The organism is Schinkia acidoalkalinis (assembly GCF_054301215.1).
On record NZ_CP182573.1, the window covers coordinates 429,607 to 445,234 of the forward strand.

Sequence of the window (15,628 nt, forward strand, 5' to 3'; positions counted from 1 at the left end):
CTTTTTTCACAAAATTTCCACCAAATTTTCACTATATCGCTATACATTTTTTAGTAAAAAAGGATTACGATTTAAGTAAGGAATCATTGAGATCAAACCGTCAGAACGGGACGGAACATCAGGAGGCATGTTTCAGTAGCAACGTGATTCCGAGAATTCACTAGGTACTTTTGTTAGCCCATTAAAAGAAGGAGTGATGCTGTATGTCTACCATCGCAGCCAGATTTAGGAGCTTTCATAGTATGAATTCGAAAAAGTCGGAGACCACAGGAGGCGTGAAAGACGAAAAGAAAAAACTGAAAATGAAAACCATTGCCCTAGTTGTAGCTGTCCTTTCCCTCATCATCATTTTGTTGTTGCCAACTCCAGCAGGATTATCAGTTGCAGGACATCGTACCTTGGCTGTCCTAGCTTTTGCAGTTGTCTTGTGGGTAACTGAAGCCGTTTCTTACCCAGTGAGTGCAGCACTTATTACTGTTTTAATGACTTTACTTTTAGGTTTTGGGCCAAGTTTGGAAGACCCTACACAGTTAATGGGTACTAAAAACGCCTTAACCCTATCACTCTCTGGATTTAGCAATTCCGCTGCCATTCTAGTAGCAGCTGCGTTGTTTTTAGCAGCCGCTATGCAGGCAACTAAGTTGGATCGGCGAATTGCGCTCACCATTTTGTCAAAGGTAGGCTCTAAAACGAAGAGTATTCTAATCGGTTCCATTCTTGTTGGAGTTGTCCTAGCCTTTTTTGTCCCTAGTACAACTGCTCGGGTCGGTGCCATCGTCCCTATTATTCTAGGGATGGTAGCCGCTTTCGGTTTGGAAAAAAACAGTCGTTTGGCTGCTCTATTAATAATCACTTCAGCTCAAATTGGTTCCATTTGGAATATTGGAATCAAGACAGCGGCTGCACAAAACATGGTGGCCATTGGGTTTATTGAAGAAGCCTTTGGTAAAAGTGTAACTTGGGGGCAATGGTTCCTCTACGCTGCACCATGGTCCATCCTTATGTCCGTTCTTCTTTACTTTGTCATGTTGAAAGTTATACCACCAGAAATGGATAGCATTCCGAACGGAAATGAGATGGTAAGAAAACAATTAAACGAATTAGGTCCGATGACAAAGCCTCAAATCAGATTAACAATTATCTCTGTAATCTTACTTTTTATGTGGGCAACAGAAGGTACACTCCATGATATCGACACCACAACTTCTACACTCTTAGCTGTTGCCATCATGCTTACCCCTAAAATTGGGGTGTTCAGTTGGAAGGAAGCAGAATCAAACATTCCTTGGGGAACCATTATCCTATTTGCTGCCGGTATCTCTTTAGGAACAGTGCTTCTTAAAACACAAGCAGCAAACTGGATGGCCGCAACCATGTTCAGTAGCATCGGCATCTCTACATTATCTATCTTTGGCATCATCGCAGCTGTTGCTATATTCAACATCCTAATCCACCTTGGATTTGCCAGTGCAACAAGCTTAGCATCCGCTTTTATCCCAGTGGTCATTTCACTTGGACAAGGATTACACGGCTACTCAGTAGCAACCATGATCGGTATCGTATTGATTCAACAATTTGTTGTAAGCTTTGGCTTCCTATTACCAGTAAACGCACCACAAAATATGCTTGCCTATGGTACCGGTGCCTTTACTACAAAAGACTTCTTGAAATCAGGTGTTCCATTGACAGTGATTGGTTTGTTATTGATTTTACTCTTTACTGCAACCTATTGGAAATGGGTTGGATTGCTATAGTGGAACACGAAAAAGGCCTTGTTGCGAGAGCAATGGAGGCCTTTTTTAGTAAAAGTTAAATCAATTTAGCAAACCAAGCTACATAATAGGCAGCTGGAATAAATAAAACCTGAGCCAATATCGTTCCAAATAATTTTGAACTAATCATTGTTATGGAGTAACTTTTCAAAAAAACATAATCACATTGCTTTTTCATTACCCTATCTGCCAAAACAGACGCTTTAGGGTCTATGAATAACGTTAATAAGATTGTTGCCACACCATTAATAATTCCAGATGACATTAATGCCGCCTGTGCATAATTTTCTGGAACCAACATGGAGGCATATAAAGAGGATAAAACGCCAATTGTATAAACAGCAGATACAATGACGTTAATTACAAATAACCTTTTCGGTATTGTCTTCAATGTTATACCTTTTAAGTATGTCATTTTAGGTACTCTGAAACACAAAAGTATTTTTTTAAAGCCATTCATATTCAATTGCTTTAAAAAGGTTGAAACCACTGAACCTCTTTCATTGGATAATTGAATGATCGCTCTTGAAAAAATAGTGATAAAGGTCGGAAATAGTAGGATTCCAAGTAATACGCCAAGAGATGTTACCCCAATTAAAATTCTATATTGGTCCTCTATGAAGTTCAACCTGTCAAAAGCTGGTGCATCTGCTATAAGTTTGGCCGTCAAGGGTTGTTGAAACATTGTTGAGAATCTTGAAACAATAACTAATGTGCTAAACAATGATAAGGCGGTTGCTATTAACTTTACCCTTGCTCCCGAAATCCTCGTCGAATAAGCTAAAGTCTCAATCATGGTTATGACTAGTAAGAACAAAGAAATTACAATTACTTTACTTGTAATAAGCATATACCCTCCAAAAAGTTACTCCTATTGTTTTTTTCACTCTCCACCAGAAATTTTACCATATAATCCCATTTGGTGGTTTGTATTTTATAATTTTAATTAACGTTCATTTCCTTTATAATCTAGCACCTTTTTTTAAAAAACCTAATATTTTAATCAATTTTTAATGAAACAAATAATAATGTCATAGCAAAATTTTCAAATGATCTTCTTCCAATATACTAGTTTAAGGATTGACGAGGAAATATTTTTCTGGTATATTTTTATAAATAATTAAAGTGCTAATATTAAAAAAACTCTTATCCAGAGTGGCGGAGGGACAGACCCTATGAAGCCCGGCAACCTTCAAGTATTACTTGAAAAGGTGCTAATTTCTGCAGAATTGTTTCTGAAAGATAAGGGGAGGAATGAAATAGGTATAACCTCTTCTTACTTTCTGTAGAAGAGGTTTTTTGTGTTTATAAGCGAGTAAATATAAATGGTGAATGATTATTAGGGGATGATGAGATGAAAGATGTAAACTTTAATTTCTATAGTATATATGTCAGCAAGTATAATGTGAATCAAGAAGGTGGGTTTGAAAGAAAGCGTCAGAACCTTGAAGATTTTCAACTTTATAGTCATATTTCGGGAGTTGATCATACAAATCTTATTTTACATGAAAATCAAATAAATCAGATACTAGAAAGTGAAAAGGTGACTATTAAAGATGAGCTCTCTCTCATTTTGCTAATCGGAGAAAAAATGCATCACAATGTCAACAGCATTGCCAGAGCAGCGAGGGTTCTTGCAGAAAAAAGAATTAATATTGAAATGATACATATGAATCAAGGATCGTCTCAGATAAGTTTACTACTTGGTGTAAAGACCCATGATGAAAAAAGTGCTGTTGAAGCAATACAAAACGAATTTTTTACTAGTGTGTCGGTTTGAAATAAAACGACCATTATCAAGGGAAGACTCTTGGCATTTCTATATCCCAAGGGTCTTTTATCCCCATTATGGCCTCTGACCCGCCGGAAGATAATATATTAAAAATATCCCGACTATTAACGTGGGCAGCATCAGAGTAAAATATTTCTTTTTGTGCACTGTCATCCACTCACTTTCGCTTATTATCCCTAATTTTTTCATTTTACTCCGCCAAAAACAGCTAGTTCCATCCACTTAAAATAAAAATCAGAATGTTTAAATCCAAGTTCTCTAAGCCATTTAACTTGAATATCTACTCTTTCCAGAATATTATCTGCTTGATCGGAGCGACTGTAATATTCTTTAGCTATTTCTTCTCTATCCCATTTATTATGATATAGTCACGTGCTTCTTCAATTATCGGTTCAGAATGATCTAATAATAAGGCTGTGCTGTCTGGATAAGATCTGAGTAAAAATTACTTGCTCAGCACCAAAAGGTATTCCGCCACGAACTTTTTCCAAATAATGTTCTGTGACATCTTGTCTTTGCCAGTTTGTTATTGCCATTGTTAGCCCTTCTTTCGATTTAAAATAATAAAAAGCCCATCACCTCATAGAGACGATAGGCTTTACTTACGTGGTACCACTCTTCTTGATTTGTATATTTAGCAAACAAATCTACTTAAAAACCTATTACGGTGTGATCCGTTCCTTAATACTCCCAATCTATGCGTTTATTATATATTGAGTTTTCATCCATTTTATTACATTCTTCCGTTAAGTTCAACCATTTTTTACCAATTTAATCAGAATAAAATAATTAGCCATAATACTCATTTTATCGGTTTCTCTGCTTCAACCTTAAAAATAGTTGTTGAGGTGGATTCTTCAAGTGAAAAATTAATTTTATATTCTATTAATTCATTAGTTTCTATTTTACGAATAGTTGTTGTTACCGTTCCATCCCCTACATAGGTTAACTTGCTATTATCAGCAATTTCGTAAGTTTTCACACTATCTATTTCATTTTCGGCAAAGCATATTACTTGACTCGTATTTGCGTAAATAAAAGCCAGATTGCAACTATTTTTTTTCTTTTTATCGTAAAAAGAAATAACTGCCTTTAGCATTGGTATTTTATCATCATTCACTAATACATAATCTGAGATTTCATAGTTACTAAAATCTTTATTCAACTTGAACGTCGCAATGGCTTCCTCTTTGGTATATTTCCTTTTTTCTGATGTTTGTTGATTTTGATTTAATGAAGAATCTGGATATGACGATACATTTTGAAAGGCATTAGAACATCCTACTAGGATTAATGAAAAATTAATCGCTAAAATTATTCTAAATGTCATGCATACTTCCTCTCTCCTTATTCACTTTTGCAAAAAATACCAAGTCAGTGTCATCTGGTTTGCTGCCTATCTCTTTATGGATATAGATATCCATATAAGGAACATAGATTTTTTACTATCTCCATTTTGTAATGTAATTGTCTTTAAAGAATTGCTCAATTAACTGACAAAGATTTGAAGTGATTTACTTTGGAATATTATGGTGACCGATGCTAACTCCCCCTTATTTAAGTTTGGAGTTAATTTCTTCAAGTTTTTGTTGGAACTTTTCTACGCTACCATTTTGTTTATATGAAACCTTTTCGGCTATATCTTTAAGCTTTGAGAAGTCTTCAGTTAATCCAGATTGAACGATTTCATCCTTGAAGTAGTTCGTATAATGAAATGTAGATTGAGCTAAATTATTGATGGCTTGGTCCTTGTCAGCCCAAACTGACATGTACTCTGAATTAGGACCATTTTAATTTTGCTAATAACTTTCTGGAGTAGATATGCCCCAATTAAACTAATTATCAAAGAAATTATTGATTTGAAGAGAATGTCTCCTTTAAGTAAACCCATTCTTATATAATTGAAATAACCCTTTATCTAAGGGAAACTAATGTTTAACATCTAACATATTTACGTTTGAAACCAAGCCTGCCTTTATCAATTTCTTTTTGAATACTTTCGTAAGCATTTAGAAAACTGCTTTTTTTCCTGTCCCTCTTGACTTCCACTGTCCCTACTTCCTTTGCAGTCTCGACTGCCTTCTCATGTAGCGGCAAATATGAAATCCCAACGGTGTAAAGAAAATTATTCATAGCGGATTTCGTTCGTTCTGGCGAATCATGAATCGTATTTTTCACCATATCAAGCATTTTGGAAATCTTACTTTCGGAAAATTCATTGTCTTGACGATTCCCTAAAAGCCAGCAATAGCAGCTCCAACCCCCTGACATTCTTAGCTCATCTCCACTAGCAATCCATTGATCTGCAACATCCTGTGCAATATCAGACTCAGATAAAGTTACTGCCACCACGTAATCTGACAGCATATAAAAATACGCTCCATCCATCCAACGATCAAAATCCGATTCAGACATAGCTTTTGGGTCAGCAATAATGCCTGCAAAGTACATTGCATCGTAGTTACCTGTATCATAAAGTTCTTCAGCCAAACACTGATTTATTTTTATTTTCTTTGCGATTGGTTTCATAGCACCTGTAGCCACACCAAAAAGTGGCTCATGTGCACCATTGGAAATGTATATTTTTTTAGTTCTTTCCTTACCGAGGGCTTCTAGTTCCTGCATAACTTTTTCAAAATCCATAGTTTTGCACTTCCTCCAATAATATATTACTACCCCTAAAATTATCACCAACTAGTTTATATTCATAAACAGTTTTCTTTTCGCCACTTTTGACAATAAATCCTTTAATCATATTACCATTTACTCTCTAGAATACTATTTTGGATAAAATTGTTATGTTGTGACAACACTGGAATAAGATAAGAAAATGGAGCTTAAAAACGGAGGTTATGTGTTTTGGGCGAATTTCTCAATTTTCGATATTTAGACTTTAAATACAAGTTATACGTTTCTGGTGAAGATCATTCAGCAAAAGAGTTTCCGTTGTTGGTAATGCTTCATGGATGTGGACAAAATCCGGATGATTTTGCTGCTGGCACGAATATAAACATACTTGCTGAAAAGGAAAAGTTCCTTGTCCTCTATCCTGATATGAACCATCCGTTTAATCCTTCAGATCCATCCGGATATAATCCCTTTGGATGCTGGAACTGGTTTTTAGATAAAAATCAACACCGCGGGGAGGGACATCCTAAATTAATTTATGAGATGATTAATGATGTGAAAAGTAAATACAGAGTTGATTCAGAGAAAGTCTACGCTGTAGGTTTCTCGGCAGGAGGCTCACTGGCTTGTATTCTTGGGGTTACCTATCCAGATGTCTTTAGCAGTATCGGAATTTATTCGGGGCTTGCCTATGACGCTGCCAATGTATTTTTTCTAACCGACCCCATGGCTAAGGAAGCTAAACTAAGGATGGAGAAAGGTGTGCTAGACCCATATGAATGTGGAAACAATGCATTTCAAGAGATGGGAGAGTATAGGAAAAAAATGCGGGTGATTGTTTTCCATGGGACCAGTGATACAACGGTCAACCCTATAAACGGCCAACAAGTGATTACCCAGTGGGCGCAAACCAATTTTCTCGTTGAAGGTGGAAAAGGCAATGCTGATGTGTCCCCTGCCGTTGTCAATTCAGATATCATTAATGGAAAAAGCTTTACCCAGCATATTTATAACGATGGCGAGGGCGATTCATTATTGGAACTTTGGATGATTGGTGACATGGGTCATACTTGGTCTGGTGGAAGCCCGAACGGTTCTTACACTGACCCCAAGGGCCCAAATGCAACAGAAATTATATGGAATTTTTTAAGTAAACAACATCAGGAAGAAAAACTGATTGAGGCTACAATCAAAAAAACAATCTCGTTACCAGTCGAATCAACAACCGATACACCTATTCAACTGCAAAGCAATGAACATATACCATCACCAGTTCATCCATCCATCCCAACAACAACCATAGTAGAAGCGGAATTACCCATAGTAGAATCAGTCAAAACGTCGATTGAATTAGCATCCAAACCGAAGGATGGATTATCAAGCGAAAAACCAAGAAAGAACTTTTTTAGCATATTCTTTTCAAAATTTATAAGGTTTAAAAGAAAAAACAAACAAGATACAGGTTCCAAGGATACGTTTCTTTAATGAAAGTTCAGAATTTATATTCTAAAAAGTTGATTTTTTTGTCTACGATATTCTCCATACTTGTCCATTTCGGACATGTCTGTCTTTTCATAGAATGTAATTACCTTCTATGAAAGGTGGTGATTTTATGTGTTGTCAATATTATGGTGGTGGAATGGGTAACAGCTTTGCTTTAATCGTAGTGCTTTTCATTTTATTGATCATTGTTGGTACAGCTTTTGTTAGAGGAGGTTATTAAAACTTCTGTAAAATGAATCAACACCATCCACTCTCTTTACATCCCAGGAAGCACTTAGCGTAAAGTGCTTCCTTTTCATTTGTATACCTTTAGTTTAACTATTATAACTTGAAACAGACTATGCTTTATAATTCTTTTTAACTTCGTCAATACCTTGTCCGCCAATACCAAAGTTTTTGTCATCATGTTCATTGATTACGACCATGAAAAATTCCTTTGGAATGTTTGTAATTTCTGATGCAGTTTGGGTTAATTTCAATATTAGCTCTTTTTTCTGAGTATCCGTTAGTTTCCCTGATTCAAATTTTATAAACGGCATATTTCTCCATCCCCCATTGAAATTTGTTAATAGTTATACATTTCAAATGTAATAGGCATAATCCCTTTTAAAACTCTATTAATTAACAGATTAGACACAAAATTTGAGTAATTATTGTATATTAATACTTTATTTTTGGGTATTTTTACTTTCGATTATTTTTGTAACTTTTTTGTTGAAAGGAACGTCTTAACAATAAGAAGGAGATGATAAGATGCAAAAAACATTAACGGCCTCTATGATTGCTTCAGTGTTACTTTTTTCAGCAGGTTGTTCTTTGGGGAATCAATCAAAAGGTGAAAATAATAATGGTGAAAAAGTGGAGATTGTTCAACCAGAGAAGAATCAACAGGCAAGTGAAGAAAAGGTGATGAGTGACTTTAGCAATTTAATGGCTAAGAGCCCAGAAATCAGTGAGGTTATACAATTTATGGATGACAACGAATCTAAGGTGTCACCACAAAACGTTTCTGCCATGATTTTAGCTTTAGAGGGTTTACAAATAAATTATTTACCAACATTTGAACAGAAGTTTACTAGCAATGAAGACCTACAGGTAAAATTCAGGGATTTATTTAAAGGGGTTGTTGATACAAGTAAAGTAGACAACATTGCTGATGCTGACATAAAGACTTTACTTGAAGAAGCCAAAAACAGTGGTTATAAGATTGAAACAGCAGAGGGTTATTATTTCCCAATTATAGATTATCAGTTTTTCAAAACATACAGTTCAAAAGGAACTGAGGAAATACAGGATTATATCAATATTATGGCTACCGAATCAGCGCAAGTACCTGCCAAAGACGGCGCATTAATGATAAGCTGGGATGAGATTGTCAAAAGGGCACTAGCTCAAGAAGCGTTTTTGAAGAAATATCAAAACTCTGAAAGATTGAATGAAATGACCGAGCTTTATAATAAGTATAAGATGTTTACTTTCTTTGGACTAAATAATACACCGTTGTTTAGCTACGATACTAAAAAAATTGATCCTGAGGCTAAGGATGTTTTTATAGATGCCGTTAGCAAAGGAAAAGATAGCGACTATACAGGAATGCTGAACAACTTCCTAGAGGTTTTGACAAAAAATAATGATACATTAACCGATGAGGTGGATGCATTTAGAAAAGATCTAACCGATTTCCCAGAATAATATCACAAATGGGGGAAAACCTCCTTATCAAGGTTTTCCCCCATTTATTTCATTTCAATGATTCACAAACAATCCCATTTCCATCCCCATCCAGGCGATGGGGATCTTTTGTAGGTCCACCTGCTACAATGAAAAATGCTTGCGCATCAGACTGTGATGTAAAGTCTGAACAATTTCGGTCTACACCAAATGGATCATAGGGTCCAGTATATCTTGGGACTGCCTGTGGGCTTTGCTTAGAAGGTGTTGGTGTAGTCGGTAATTGTTGAGGTATTGCTGGCTGGGACCCGGCATTTACGTTACCTGCCAAAACAAATAAAACTCTTGTACCGTTTGGATATCGATCCAGTTGGTTTCCAATCCAAGAACCAGAGCCTCTGTTATCACCCGATTCTACATAAGCAACATCTGCTCCTTTTCCACCTTCAGAACACATCGCCATTGGCCATTCATCACGATCATAGCCACCTTTTGTTGGTATACCAGCAAGCGATTCTTCTCTGTTTTCGTCCGCTCCATTCCTATCTATTGTACAAATGGATGACTTTCCTCTAGAAATTGCAGCCTTGATGTGTGCAGCCGTTTGTGGATATCGGTCTGCTGGGAAATTTAAAACAATGTCATAAGCTACAGAGTTACCAATGATTGTAATTGTTCTATTAGTGCCATTCCACACTACATTTGCCCCAAGTGCTTCACTAATGAAGCGCACTGGAACCATCGTAGAATTCTTTATGATTTGAGAAGGTACGCTAATTGACTTTACCTTACCATTAACAGTTGGTCTGGTTGAGCCGATTTTTAAAATAACGGTTGTGGATTGTTTGACCGCTTTTACTGTTCGGGTTTTACCATTCCATTCTACGGTAGCTCCCAATTTTTCAAATATACCTCTTAACGGCACAAGGGTTGTCCCATTTTTGATAATTGGCGGCTGCGGAAAAGATTGAGTTTGACCATTTATATACACTGTAATGTCTGAACTAGCAGATGGCATAATTGGAAGTATAAGTACCAATGCCATCAATATAGAGACTATTACTTTCATTTTCAATTTCCCTCCATATCAGTTATTTCCTATTATTGTGGTCTTTAATAGGAATATAATTCCCTAAAAATCCCTTTGTTCATTAATAAGGAAAGTACTGGAAAGAGAGAAAAAAGATGTCCCAATACTGGTTCTTGGGACATCCATAAAAGTATTCAGACTTATAGCTTACGCCAATCACATAGTACTTATATCGATTACGAATCGATACTTGACATTTGAAGCTAAGACACGCTCATAAGCTTCGTCAATTTGGTCGGCTGAAATGACTTCAATCATAGGGACAATGTTATGTTTTGCACAGAAATCCAACATCTCCTGAGTCTCACGGATACCTCCAATCATTGAACCTGCAAATGAACGGCGATGACCGATGAGAGAAAACACATTTAGTGACAATGGTTCTGCCGGCGCACCTACGTTTACCAGAGCGCCGTCAAGAGTAAGTAACCCCAAGTAAGCATTCAAGTCAATCTTTGCACTTACCGTGTTAATAATTAAGTCAAAGGTTCCTGCTAGTTTCTCGAATGTTTCTGGGTCACGTGTAGCATAGTAGTTGTCTGCGCCTAATTTCAGGCCATCTTCCTTCTTATTCAATGTTTGTGAAAGAACGGTTACCTCAGCACCCATCGCATGTGCAATTTGGACAGCCATATGACCAAGACCGCCCATACCAACCACAGCTACCTTCTTACCTAGGCCAGCTCCCCAATGGTTTAGTGGTGAATAGGTAGTAATACCAGCGCAAAGTAATGGTGCTGCAACGTCAAGCTCAATGCCATCAGGTATTCTTACTACAAAATCCTCAGTTACGACAATGTGGGTAGAATAGCCACCTTGAGTAGGCTCGCCGTATTTGTCAACACCAGCGTATGTAGGGACATTTCCTTTGAGACAGTATTGTTCTTCTCCTTTACGGCAGTTTTCACATTCGCCACAGGAATCAACCATACATCCGACCCCTACACGGTCACCTACCTTGTATTTTGTAACCTTTGTTCCAACATCCGTGACGATGCCCGCAATCTCGTGTCCCGGTACGAGTGGATAGTTCACGGGACCCCATTCACCGTGAGCTGTATGAATGTCAGAATGGCATATGCCTGCATATTTAATCTCAATTAGAACATCATGAGAATCAAGATCGCGTCGTTTAATTTCAGCTTCTCGAAAGGGTTTGTCTGGACCATCGACAGCTCGTGCTTTAGCAGTTATCATTAATAAAGCCTCCAATAATTTAAATTTTTTTCTCTTGCAAAACTATATTAATCCTTATAGTTAACTCTAGGTCAAGAGATAAGTTTATACGGTTAACTCGAAGTCTATATTACTAAGAACAGGAGATAAGTGATGAAGACATATTCTATTAGCGAAGTTGCAAAAGAATTGAATCTTACAGTATATACCTTGCGATACTACGACAAGGAGGGACTTATGCCTTTTGTAGAGCGGACAGCCAGCGGAACACGATTGTTTAAAGAATCCGATATCGCCGCTTTAAAAGTAATTGAATGTCTGAAATCCACAGGTATGACTATTAAGGAAATTAAAACTTTCATTGATTGGTGTTCTGAAGGAGATTCTACCTTGCAACAAAGATACGACATGTTTGTAGATCGAAAAGCTCATGTAGTTGCACAGATGGAAGAATTAATGAAAACAATGGAAGTAATTGAGCATAAATGCTTATATTACAAGACTGCGTTGGATGCTGGAACGGAAGATATTCATAAAAATAATAAAACAGGAAATTTTTATTGAACAGAGCCATCTGTCCTTCATAACTGAAAATTTGAAAGGAACAGGTGGCTCTATTTTTATTATTTACGGTCACCACAACATCTACTAATTTTATCTTTATGCATGTTCTCCAATTAAACACCCTATACGATCCAAGCCTTTTTCCGCAGTACCAATCATCTCATCAAATAACTCCTGAACTGTTGGAATATCGTTAATAAGACCAATTACCTGTCCAGCCCACCCAAAACCTTCATCTTCATTTCCGGCATAGATATACTTGCAATTAGCTTTTCCGCTAATAGCATCTTTGAGTTCTTCGTAGGTTGCTCCTTCTTTTTCACGTTCGATTATATCTAAAGTAAATTCAGATTTCAGAACTCGACCCGGAGCCCTTAATGTTCGCTTTATGATTACAGTGTCGGTTTCTTTTGCCTGAAGGATTGCTTCCTTGTATTTCACGTTGGCATGTACGCATTCTTGTGTAGCAATAAAGCGAGTACCCATTTCAATTCCTTCTGCACCTAGAGCCAATGCTGCTAATAAGCCTCGTCCATCTCCTATCCCACCACTTGCTAATACTGGAATTGATACAGCATCGACAACACGAGGAGTAAGAACCATTGTGCCTATATCATCACGTCCTAAATGCCCACCACCTTCTTGTCCAACCGCCATTACGATATCAGCACCAAGCTGTTCCGCTTTTTGAGCCTGTCTTACACCCGCTACAAGAACTAATGTTTTAATATTTTCTCCTTTAATTCGTTCGAACACAGGTTGCGGGTTTGCACCAGTAATCGAAATTGCCGGTACCTTTTCCTCAATGGCAACTTCAAGCAAGTCCTTATAGTTCCCATCATGTTGGGCAATCGCAAAGTTTACTGCGAATGGTTTATCAGTAAGTGTACGAACTTTCATAATTTCTTCTCGAAGCTTTTCCGGCGAACGTAGAGTTGCTGCTGTAATTTGTCCGAGCCCTCCAGCATTTGAAACCGCAGCAGCAAGTTCAGCATATGCCAGATAAGCAAGTCCACCTTGAACAATCGGATATTTAATACCAAGAATCTCTGTTACTCTTGTTTTCATAGTCCTCCCCCTCATTTCATGATCAAATTCATTAAAAAAGTTCCGCCAAAAATAAAGTACCATATTTAATTCCATACAATAAAACCCTATGTTCAATTTTCAGAAAAATTACATTTAAAATTCTCTTTTTACTCATGAATTCCTATACCATTTTATTTTTGTTTTAAGTTTACTACTTCAAATAATGCAAAAACGGCTCTTCCTAAAACGAAGAACCGCTTCTCTACTAAAAATTTATTTACTCATCCCTACCAATTCGTAGTTCCAACCCGACTTTCAGAGACCGCCTATTTTAAGAATAAAAAAACAGACCCTTTAAATAGGATCTGTTTTTAGCTATTATTAAGCTTTTTGAACGTTTTTAGCTTGTGGACCACGTTGTCCTTGTTCAATTTCAAAAGTTACACTTTGACCTTCGTCTAAAGATTTGAAACCGTCGCCTTGAATTGCTGAGAAATGAACGAATACGTCCTCTCCAGCTTCGCGCTCGATAAATCCAAAACCTTTTTCTGCATTAAACCACTTAACTTTACCTTGTTCCATAATTGTTGCCTCCTAGTGCGATAATCCGCACAATGTGTTACTATCCTTGCTCAAATACTTAGACGAAAATCAAATTCTATTCTCAATCTGAATTAGAACAAAAATAATTCTACCTTAGAATACCATATATATCATGAAATAACAAATAGTTTGCCATTACAGTAGTTCCTTAACGAATATACCGGTTTAAGTACATCATTTCATTATCAGATTTATTATCACTGCTTAACAAGATGATAACATAGTTGAACTACACCGGAGGAAAACTGTTTTGTTTCAACCAGTTTTAGATTCACCCTTTGATTAATGTCAGTAAACAAGGGTTTTCCTTCTCCCAAAATAATAGGGTGAACAGATAATCTAAATTCATCTACAAGCCCTAAGTTTATGAGGCTCGTAATTAAACTTGCCCCACCATAAAGCCAAATGTCCTTACCCGGCCTATTCTTTAATTTGATTATTTCTTGCTCAATATTTTCACTTATAAACGTAACGTTATTTTCGGGCTCTTTTTGTGTTTTTGTAAACACATATTTCTTTTTACTATGTACCAATTCCCAAATTTCTTTTTCAGTATCAGAAACTTCAATATCAGGTTTATACTGCCCCCATAAATCATAACTTTTTCTTCCGTATAAAATAGTATCTATTTGGTTTAAGAAATGATTGAAGTTCATATCGGGATCCATAATGCACCAGTCTACTTCCCTTTTTGGACCTTCAATAAATCCATCTAAAGTAACTGCTAAATCTAAAAGTATTCTTCTTGGTCTCTCGTATTTGACCATATTCATCCTCCTTAAGTTAAAAACTGATATTTGAAATCAGATATAACTCTAGTATGTTCATTTAGTAACTTACTTGTCATTATCTAAATCACAATCAAGGAATGACTTATTATTCTCTTTATGACCAATAATCCAAAGTACTATGTTAAAAAACAGAACTACACCTGGTACGCCTATATTTGATAGCATACATCCACCCCCTCGAACAATTTTACCACAAAATTCCAATTAAATTAACCTAATACTTTAGCACAAAAAACAGCGATTGCTATTTTCCTCGGTCCAATAAAAAATGCCATTCCTAACAGAATGGCATTTTTTATTGATTTATTCAACTTAAAGGTAGCTAAATAAGATTATACTTTTAGCGTGATGCTTTGGGCGGTTGGCACACATCACATTTACGTTGGTGATTATTTTTGAATTTCGTAAAAGTTTTTTCAAATTTGTTACCACATGTACATTGAAACTGCAACTTTTGAGAAAAACCATGATATTCGGTCGTGAGTAATTTACTTTCCGAATTTTTCTCAACAAATTCTTTAATTTGACCGATGGTCCATCGTTTATTCATTCTCTATCACCACCATATCTTTAGTCCTGGTCAAACCACAATGGTTCCTTATCATCAACATCGCCATTATAATTAATAAGAATCTCATCTCCGGCTTTTATATCTGTGAAAGCATAGAAGTCAAATGTGTGATTGTTAAAATTAATCTCATAAATGGCATTAGGCTCATAAGAATGGTTAAACAGCATTCCATAACCAAGAAGGATTGCTGTATGATTGATCCCATACTCAAAAGCGTAATCAGCTAGTAGGGTCTTCTCAATGTATTGATGCTGATCGTTTGGATAAGAAATTACAGGAGCTTCATGTATTAGCTCTCCTTTTTTGATATCACATGTAGCAAATACCCCTCTATTGAATTCTCCATCGCTAAGTGGAGATTTTTTTACCTCAATCATGTTGTTCACCTGCTTACTTTTATAATTTTCTTTCTAAGCGTAACATTAACATAGTGCTCTT

The 15,628-nt window shown here is 36.4% G+C and carries 19 protein-coding genes, 1 pseudogene and 1 riboswitch; of the genes and pseudogenes, 6 read left to right on the plus strand and 14 right to left on the minus strand.

What is annotated here, in order from left to right; translation table 11 throughout:
• Positions 1 to 242 precede the first annotated feature (242 nt).
• A complete protein-coding gene (locus ACNQFZ_RS02215; protein WP_458415280.1) occupies positions 243 to 1,754 on the plus strand; it encodes an SLC13 family permease in 1,512 nt (503 codons plus the stop codon).
• A 55-nt stretch (positions 1,755 to 1,809) separates the two neighbouring features.
• Here ACNQFZ_RS02215 and ACNQFZ_RS02220 read toward each other — a convergent pair whose 3' ends face one another.
• Entirely contained in the window at positions 1,810 to 2,622 is an 813-nt protein-coding gene (locus tag ACNQFZ_RS02220; protein WP_458413736.1) for a lipid II flippase Amj family protein, read from the minus strand.
• A 293-nt stretch (positions 2,623 to 2,915) separates the two neighbouring features.
• A riboswitch (SAM riboswitch) is annotated at positions 2,916 to 3,021 on the plus strand.
• Between the two features lie 105 nt (positions 3,022 to 3,126).
• Here ACNQFZ_RS02220 and ACNQFZ_RS02225 point away from each other — a divergent pair.
• Positions 3,127 to 3,552, plus strand: a complete 426-nt coding sequence (locus ACNQFZ_RS02225; RefSeq protein WP_458413737.1) for an ACT domain-containing protein — start codon at positions 3,127 to 3,129, stop codon at positions 3,550 to 3,552.
• Positions 3,553 to 3,956: 404 nt separating this feature from the next.
• Here the strand turns inward: ACNQFZ_RS02225 and ACNQFZ_RS02230 are convergent, their stop codons facing one another.
• The 4 genes from ACNQFZ_RS02230 to ACNQFZ_RS02245 form a co-directional block, all read right to left on the minus strand.
• Entirely contained in the window at positions 3,957 to 4,100 is a 144-nt protein-coding gene (locus tag ACNQFZ_RS02230) for a hypothetical protein (RefSeq protein ID WP_458413738.1), read from the minus strand.
• A gap of 266 nt (positions 4,101 to 4,366) precedes the next feature.
• A complete protein-coding gene (locus ACNQFZ_RS02235; RefSeq protein ID WP_458413739.1) occupies positions 4,367 to 4,894 on the minus strand; it encodes a hypothetical protein in 528 nt (175 codons plus the stop codon).
• 223 nt (positions 4,895 to 5,117) lie between these two features.
• Positions 5,118 to 5,333: a hypothetical protein gene (locus ACNQFZ_RS02240; protein ID WP_458413740.1), complete on the minus strand. Its 216-nt coding sequence runs from the start codon at positions 5,331 to 5,333 to the stop codon at positions 5,118 to 5,120.
• A 166-nt stretch (positions 5,334 to 5,499) separates the two neighbouring features.
• The gene (locus tag ACNQFZ_RS02245) at positions 5,500 to 6,207 is read right to left on the minus strand and encodes a DNA alkylation repair protein (RefSeq protein WP_458413741.1); all 708 of its coding nucleotides are present in this window, start codon (positions 6,205 to 6,207) and stop codon (positions 5,500 to 5,502) included.
• Positions 6,208 to 6,423: 216 nt separating this feature from the next.
• On the opposite strand from ACNQFZ_RS02245, the gene ACNQFZ_RS02250 reads away from it, so the two are divergent.
• Both ACNQFZ_RS02250 and ACNQFZ_RS02255 read left to right on the plus strand, forming a co-directional pair.
• The gene (locus tag ACNQFZ_RS02250; RefSeq protein ID WP_458413742.1) at positions 6,424 to 7,677 is read left to right on the plus strand and encodes an extracellular catalytic domain type 1 short-chain-length polyhydroxyalkanoate depolymerase; all 1,254 of its coding nucleotides are present in this window, start codon (positions 6,424 to 6,426) and stop codon (positions 7,675 to 7,677) included.
• A 154-nt stretch (positions 7,678 to 7,831) separates the two neighbouring features.
• Positions 7,832 to 7,915 carry a YjcZ family sporulation protein gene (locus ACNQFZ_RS02255; RefSeq protein ID WP_458415281.1) on the plus strand — a complete coding sequence of 28 codons (84 nt, stop codon included), beginning with the start codon at positions 7,832 to 7,834 and terminating at the stop codon, positions 7,913 to 7,915.
• Positions 7,916 to 8,033: 118 nt separating this feature from the next.
• Here ACNQFZ_RS02255 and dmpI read toward each other — a convergent pair whose 3' ends face one another.
• Positions 8,034 to 8,234 carry a 4-oxalocrotonate tautomerase DmpI gene (dmpI, locus tag ACNQFZ_RS02260; RefSeq protein WP_458413743.1) on the minus strand — a complete coding sequence of 67 codons (201 nt, stop codon included), beginning with the start codon at positions 8,232 to 8,234 and terminating at the stop codon, positions 8,034 to 8,036.
• Between the two features lie 214 nt (positions 8,235 to 8,448).
• On the opposite strand from dmpI, the gene ACNQFZ_RS02265 reads away from it, so the two are divergent.
• Positions 8,449 to 9,387 (plus strand): hypothetical protein, encoded by a 939-nt coding sequence (locus ACNQFZ_RS02265; protein WP_458413744.1) that lies wholly within the window; start codon positions 8,449 to 8,451, stop codon positions 9,385 to 9,387.
• A gap of 49 nt (positions 9,388 to 9,436) precedes the next feature.
• Here ACNQFZ_RS02265 and ACNQFZ_RS02270 read toward each other — a convergent pair whose 3' ends face one another.
• The 3 genes and pseudogenes from ACNQFZ_RS02270 to ACNQFZ_RS02280 all read right to left on the minus strand — a co-directional run bounded on the left by ACNQFZ_RS02270 (position 9,437) and on the right by ACNQFZ_RS02280 (position 11,653).
• Positions 9,437 to 9,697, minus strand: coding sequence for an excalibur calcium-binding domain-containing protein (locus tag ACNQFZ_RS02270; protein ID WP_458415282.1), 261 nt, complete (start codon positions 9,695 to 9,697; stop codon positions 9,437 to 9,439).
• Positions 9,695 to 10,435 (minus strand): annotated as a pseudogene (locus ACNQFZ_RS02275) (stalk domain-containing protein); the annotation flags it as partial. The gene ACNQFZ_RS02270 and the pseudogene ACNQFZ_RS02275, both read right to left, overlap by 3 nt.
• A 177-nt stretch (positions 10,436 to 10,612) precedes the next feature.
• Positions 10,613 to 11,653: an NAD(P)-dependent alcohol dehydrogenase gene (locus tag ACNQFZ_RS02280; RefSeq protein ID WP_458413745.1), complete on the minus strand. Its 1,041-nt coding sequence runs from the start codon at positions 11,651 to 11,653 to the stop codon at positions 10,613 to 10,615.
• Positions 11,654 to 11,785: 132 nt separating this feature from the next.
• Here ACNQFZ_RS02280 and ACNQFZ_RS02285 point away from each other — a divergent pair, with 132 nt between their 5' ends.
• Positions 11,786 to 12,196 (plus strand): MerR family transcriptional regulator, encoded by a 411-nt coding sequence (locus ACNQFZ_RS02285; RefSeq protein WP_458413746.1) that lies wholly within the window; start codon positions 11,786 to 11,788, stop codon positions 12,194 to 12,196.
• A gap of 96 nt (positions 12,197 to 12,292) precedes the next feature.
• Here the strand turns inward: ACNQFZ_RS02285 and ACNQFZ_RS02290 are convergent, their stop codons facing one another.
• The 5 genes from ACNQFZ_RS02290 to ACNQFZ_RS02310 all read right to left on the minus strand — a co-directional run bounded on the left by ACNQFZ_RS02290 (position 12,293) and on the right by ACNQFZ_RS02310 (position 15,567).
• Entirely contained in the window at positions 12,293 to 13,264 is a 972-nt protein-coding gene (locus tag ACNQFZ_RS02290; protein ID WP_458413747.1) for an NAD(P)H-dependent flavin oxidoreductase, read from the minus strand.
• Between the two features lie 342 nt (positions 13,265 to 13,606).
• Complete coding sequence (locus ACNQFZ_RS02295; RefSeq protein ID WP_458413748.1) at positions 13,607 to 13,807, minus strand: cold-shock protein; 201 nt, start codon at positions 13,805 to 13,807, stop codon at positions 13,607 to 13,609.
• Positions 13,808 to 14,025: 218 nt separating this feature from the next.
• Complete coding sequence (locus tag ACNQFZ_RS02300; protein ID WP_458413749.1) at positions 14,026 to 14,595, minus strand: dihydrofolate reductase family protein; 570 nt, start codon at positions 14,593 to 14,595, stop codon at positions 14,026 to 14,028.
• 364 nt (positions 14,596 to 14,959) lie between these two features.
• The gene (locus tag ACNQFZ_RS02305; protein WP_458413750.1) at positions 14,960 to 15,169 is read right to left on the minus strand and encodes a hypothetical protein; all 210 of its coding nucleotides are present in this window, start codon (positions 15,167 to 15,169) and stop codon (positions 14,960 to 14,962) included.
• 20 nt (positions 15,170 to 15,189) lie between these two features.
• Positions 15,190 to 15,567 carry an SET domain-containing protein gene (locus ACNQFZ_RS02310; RefSeq protein WP_458413751.1) on the minus strand — a complete coding sequence of 126 codons (378 nt, stop codon included), beginning with the start codon at positions 15,565 to 15,567 and terminating at the stop codon, positions 15,190 to 15,192.
• Positions 15,568 to 15,628 lie beyond the last annotated feature (61 nt).

Excerpts from the sequence above, each read along its gene's own strand:
- ACNQFZ_RS02305 (WP_458413750.1), bottom strand. The coding sequence starts at position 15,169 with ATGAATAAACGATGGACCATCGGTCAAATTAAAGAATTTGTTGAGAAA.
- ACNQFZ_RS02235 (WP_458413739.1), bottom strand. The coding sequence starts at position 4,894 with ATGACATTTAGAATAATTTTAGCGATTAATTTTTCATTAATCCTAGTA.
- ACNQFZ_RS02300 (WP_458413749.1), bottom strand. The coding sequence starts at position 14,595 with ATGGTCAAATACGAGAGACCAAGAAGAATACTTTTAGATTTAGCAGTT.
- ACNQFZ_RS02240 (WP_458413740.1), bottom strand. The coding sequence starts at position 5,333 with ATGTCAGTTTGGGCTGACAAGGACCAAGCCATCAATAATTTAGCTCAA.
- ACNQFZ_RS02220 (WP_458413736.1), bottom strand. The coding sequence starts at position 2,622 with ATGCTTATTACAAGTAAAGTAATTGTAATTTCTTTGTTCTTACTAGTC.
- ACNQFZ_RS02265 (WP_458413744.1), top strand. The coding sequence starts at position 8,449 with ATGCAAAAAACATTAACGGCCTCTATGATTGCTTCAGTGTTACTTTTT.
- ACNQFZ_RS02295 (WP_458413748.1), bottom strand. The coding sequence starts at position 13,807 with ATGGAACAAGGTAAAGTTAAGTGGTTTAATGCAGAAAAAGGTTTTGGA.
- ACNQFZ_RS02310 (WP_458413751.1), bottom strand. The coding sequence starts at position 15,567 with ATGATTGAGGTAAAAAAATCTCCACTTAGCGATGGAGAATTCAATAGA.
- ACNQFZ_RS02280 (WP_458413745.1), bottom strand. The coding sequence starts at position 11,653 with ATGATAACTGCTAAAGCACGAGCTGTCGATGGTCCAGACAAACCCTTT.
- dmpI (WP_458413743.1), bottom strand. The coding sequence starts at position 8,234 with ATGCCGTTTATAAAATTTGAATCAGGGAAACTAACGGATACTCAGAAA.
- ACNQFZ_RS02245 (WP_458413741.1), bottom strand. The coding sequence starts at position 6,207 with ATGGATTTTGAAAAAGTTATGCAGGAACTAGAAGCCCTCGGTAAGGAA.
- ACNQFZ_RS02225 (WP_458413737.1), top strand. The coding sequence starts at position 3,127 with ATGAAAGATGTAAACTTTAATTTCTATAGTATATATGTCAGCAAGTAT.
- ACNQFZ_RS02290 (WP_458413747.1), bottom strand. The coding sequence starts at position 13,264 with ATGAAAACAAGAGTAACAGAGATTCTTGGTATTAAATATCCGATTGTT.
- ACNQFZ_RS02230 (WP_458413738.1), bottom strand. The coding sequence starts at position 4,100 with ATGGCAATAACAAACTGGCAAAGACAAGATGTCACAGAACATTATTTG.
- ACNQFZ_RS02215 (WP_458415280.1), top strand. The coding sequence starts at position 243 with ATGAATTCGAAAAAGTCGGAGACCACAGGAGGCGTGAAAGACGAAAAG.
- ACNQFZ_RS02285 (WP_458413746.1), top strand. The coding sequence starts at position 11,786 with ATGAAGACATATTCTATTAGCGAAGTTGCAAAAGAATTGAATCTTACA.
- ACNQFZ_RS02255 (WP_458415281.1), top strand. The coding sequence starts at position 7,832 with ATGGGTAACAGCTTTGCTTTAATCGTAGTGCTTTTCATTTTATTGATC.